Source organism: Endozoicomonas sp. ONNA2, from assembly GCF_024606365.1.
In the GTDB taxonomy this organism is placed as follows: Bacteria; Pseudomonadota; Gammaproteobacteria; order Pseudomonadales; family Endozoicomonadaceae; genus Endozoicomonas.
In genome coordinates, this window is the sequence record NZ_JAHHPO010000288.1 from 1 (window position 1) to 3,703 (window position 3,703).

A 3,703-nucleotide genomic window follows, 5' to 3' on the forward strand; every position below is an offset into this window, starting at 1 on the left:
ATTAAATTGGTAAAATTCTTCCGGTGCAATCAAAACCTTACGGATTCAGGTATACGAGAAAGCAATACTTCAAAAACAAAGCCTTTGCCGTGAAAAATATTTGCCGTGAAAAATATTTTGCTCAACCATTTTTCATCCCTGAGAATGGTGCAAGTTATGTTCACGCGCCATGGGCATTTGTAGAGAAAGTTGCCTATCAAACCATTACCCATGTAGCCGATAGCTTTCAGATAAATGCTGAACGGAGTAAAGCGGTTATCAGGGATATGAACAAGGCCATCAAATATCAGGCCAATCAGCCATCAGGACGGCTGTCAGGTAGTTGGTCAAATGGAATCGTATATTTCTGGATAAGTGGGCAGTTACCATGCGAGGCACAACGCACCCGTCATAGTCTTGGCTATGTGACCGGAGTTGTATCGGTGCAGAGTGACTGTTCGATTGGCCAGAAAATACGTTGTCATTTGGTTAACTACTTACAGTTTGCCAGCATACTCTTCTTTTCAGGTTTGTCGTTGACAGTCTCACAGACCAGCCAGGCCTGCACCGCTGGCGGCCAACCACTGTTTGGCTATATGGAAAACGCCACTCTGGTTAATATCAAGCAACATAAGGTTACTTCACTGGTTGACAGTGGTGCTACAACCACCGCGCTGGATGCCCGTAACATCCGCATGCACATCAAGAGAAATGGATCTCGCTGGGTTTACTACGATTTTATTCACCGGGAAAGCCGCCAGAAGACACCCATGCATCAGCCCGTCAGCCGTGTCGCCAGAATAATCACCCATAAAGGTGCGCCCAGTGAGCGTGCGGTTGTCCGTAATACCATAAAAGTGGGTAAGATCACGCGCATCATAGAGACCTCCCTAATCAGTCGCAGCAATTTTCCTCAACAGTTATTAATTGGTCGCAACTTTCTCAAAGATACCGCACTGATTGATGCCGGAAAGCGATATCTTCAGGAACGTTGTCCATGAACATTCACCACAAACTGGTTACTGTCGGCCTCATACTGGGTATTGCCATCGCAATAACCTCAAGCCATGGGGAAGTCAGGCAAAATATCCACCGGGCCTATGAACCCGCCTCTATGGCGCTGGATATTAACCTGCAAGGGGGTACCCTTAGCCTGTTTCTCTATATCTCCCCGGAGGCAGCAGCCGCGATCACCAGGCTGCCACTTGTGTCTCTGGCCAGCCATTTGCAGGAATTCACACCTCTGATAACCCTTCCGGCGGATGCACAGTGCAGGCAATTACAAAAGCAGTTTCTTGTTGAGCCGACAGACACGCCTTATCCCGGGGCCGAATCGCTCTTGGCACCGCACAGCCTTAAAGAAATCAACGGCTATCTCGAATATGAATGTCACACCCCGGAAAACCTGTCTCATCTTATCTTTCTGGGTTTCAAGGCAATACCTGACTTGAAGCACACCAGCGTTTGGTTAATCAGTGACAACTGGCAAAATAAACAACATCTTAGCCAGGAGTACAAAGAGGTCCAGTTGAAGAAACAACCGAGAAAGCGTGGTTTTCTGAACTTTTTTAACGATTAAGAGGGCCCTGTATGAGTCAGGCAGTGACTGTAGAAAAGCTTGAATTAAGCAGAGCAAAGCAAAGCTGCCTGTCGATACCTCTGTTTACCGTAGAGCGCGGTGAACGCCTTCAGGTTACCGGGTTAAATGGCTCTGGCAAGACCACGCTGCTGCAATTGCTGGCCGGGTTAATTCTGCCGGACAGTGGCAGAATTGACCTGTTTGGTCAGCCAATTAACAGCCTGTCCGGGTCCGAACGGGAAACATTTCGAGCCGACCAGCTGGGTTACATTTTCCAACAGCCAACATTGATTCCTTATCTGAACCCACTGGAAAACATTTTACTTCCCTGTCGTTTATCCCAATGGCGCCAGCAGCGACTGGCAGAGCGGAAAACCACGGCGAATTACGAAGCGTATCAGCTGATGGCCGCCCTCAACATGGAGAACCCCGAACTGCTGCGTCAAAGCACCGGCATGCTGAGCATTGGTCAACAACAACGGGTCGCTATTGCCCGGGCACTGATTGGTTCTCCCCCGCTGATTCTGGCCGATGAAGCTGCATCAGCACTGGATCCGCTGGCACGCACAACCCTTTATGACATGCTGTTGAAAAGCACCAGAGAGCATGAACAGACATTGATCTGTGTTGACCACACCCCATACCCGGGATTTGACCGTTGTATTGATATGTCAGAAATCAACCATTCACAACAGGTGGCCAGGCTATGGTAAACATCAACGGGTTCAGTACGGCATTACTGACTTGTGAACATGCCATAAAGAGCATGAACTATCGGAAAAAAAATACCCTGACCATGCTGCTGGTTCTGGCCTTTGGCTTTTACCTTGTCTTTCTGTTTCAAGGTATCAAGCAACAAATGATTGAAACTATTGATCGCTATTCACTGCAAAGTGACCTGATCATCAGTAAAGAAACACCTGCCATGCCGTTGGTTCTGTTCTCTTTGTTCCATGTGGGCTCACCACCGCCAGAAATGCGCCTGAGCCTATTGGATGACTTACTGAACCACCCGGAGATTGAATACGCCATTCCTTATGCCTATGGCGAAACACACCGGGGAGTCACCGTGATTGGTACCAGCCCTGAGGGGATAAAGCGACTGACCGGATATTCAGCCAATCATTCAAAACAACCGGATAGAAAACAGCAACAGCCGATCAGCTCTGCAGCACTGGCTGACCCAATGGCCGCTTACATTGGGATAAACATCGCCAACAACCTTGATTACCAAATCAACGACCAGTTGACGATTGGAGATGGGAATGAACCAGGATCTGAACAAGAGTACAAAGATATATTTACCATCGCCGGTATTTTGCCACGCCAGAATAACCACCAGGATGACAGTATTTATGTTCCGCTTGACGGTTTGATAACCGCAAGAAAATCTTGGGCCGAAGGCCATACGCCCAGCTGGTCAAGCCCTGATGATATTTCTTTTATCGATATCAAGTTAAGGGATCGTATGGCCCTTCTGGCATTGGAAAAAAGCCTGAATCAATCGGCCACTGAACAAGGCCTGAAGATAACCGCTGCGATGCCAGCCAGAGAGCTGGAGCAACTTTATGGCTATCTTGACAGGGCAGCGGTCAGTCTGATTTTCATTTCTTTTGTTACGCTCGGGTTGTGCCTGCTGACCCTTTATTATGCTTTGACCCGAAACCTTCAGGAACGAAGACAGGAAATACAGGTTTATCAGACGCTGGGAATGAGCCAGGCCTGCATCGGTGTTATGGCCCTGCTTGAGCCTCTGTTAATTATCTGCGGCGCCCTATTCCTGGGTTTTATTGCCAGCGAAACGCTGTCGGCTCATACCGCTGATTTTTTCCTGATAGAATGGTTATTGACATCCTCCCACCACTAAGCGGATGGCCGCCCTGACTGCGTGGCCCGCCCCATCTCCACCCAAGCTCTCCGTGCTGTGGGTGGAGTATTATCAAGCTCATAACTCAGTTAATAACGCTCAGTAGGTAGCCATATGGAATTGAATATTTCTGGCTACTTGGGCTGGTACTATGTGAGGCACAACGGAGGGAGACTGGCCGTAGCTATGTTACCGGAGTTGAACGAAGCATGACTGCATGGATGCAGGAGCAGTTGCCGAGAGTGTCGGCACAAGGAGTCAGAAATATATGATTTCAT

The 3,703-nt window shown here is 48.5% G+C and carries 4 protein-coding genes; all 4 read left to right on the top strand.

Annotation, left to right across the window (positions count from 1 at the left end):
- Nucleotides 1–89: 89 nt before the first annotated feature.
- Genes KDK14_RS21625 through KDK14_RS05070 form a run of 4 tightly spaced genes read left to right on the top strand, consistent with a single transcriptional unit; the run spans nucleotide 90 to nucleotide 3,425 of the window.
- A complete protein-coding gene (locus KDK14_RS21625; RefSeq protein ID WP_257263927.1) occupies nucleotides 90–980 on the top strand; it encodes a RimK/LysX family protein in 891 nt (296 codons plus the stop codon).
- The gene (locus KDK14_RS05060; protein WP_257263928.1) at nucleotides 977–1,558 is read left to right on the top strand and encodes a hypothetical protein; all 582 of its coding nucleotides are present in this window, start codon (nucleotides 977–979) and stop codon (nucleotides 1,556–1,558) included. Before KDK14_RS21625 ends, KDK14_RS05060 begins: the two co-directional genes overlap by 4 nt.
- Nucleotides 1,559–1,569: 11 nt before the next feature.
- Nucleotides 1,570–2,271 carry an ATP-binding cassette domain-containing protein gene (locus KDK14_RS05065; protein WP_257263929.1) on the top strand — a complete coding sequence of 234 codons (702 nt, stop codon included), beginning with the start codon at nucleotides 1,570–1,572 and terminating at the stop codon, nucleotides 2,269–2,271.
- Nucleotides 2,265–3,425, top strand: coding sequence for an ABC transporter permease (locus tag KDK14_RS05070; protein WP_257263930.1), 1,161 nt, complete (start codon nucleotides 2,265–2,267; stop codon nucleotides 3,423–3,425). The genes KDK14_RS05065 and KDK14_RS05070 overlap by 7 nt, the downstream gene beginning before the upstream one ends.
- Nucleotides 3,426–3,703: the final 278 nt, after the last annotated feature.

What these genes read in the sequence shown, in the direction of transcription:
- KDK14_RS05070 (WP_257263930.1), top strand. Translation starts at nt 2,265, where the DNA reads ATGGTAAACATCAACGGGTTCAGTACGGCATTACTGACTTGTGAACAT.
- KDK14_RS05060 (WP_257263928.1), top strand. Translation starts at nt 977, where the DNA reads ATGAACATTCACCACAAACTGGTTACTGTCGGCCTCATACTGGGTATT.
- KDK14_RS05065 (WP_257263929.1), top strand. Translation starts at nt 1,570, where the DNA reads ATGAGTCAGGCAGTGACTGTAGAAAAGCTTGAATTAAGCAGAGCAAAG.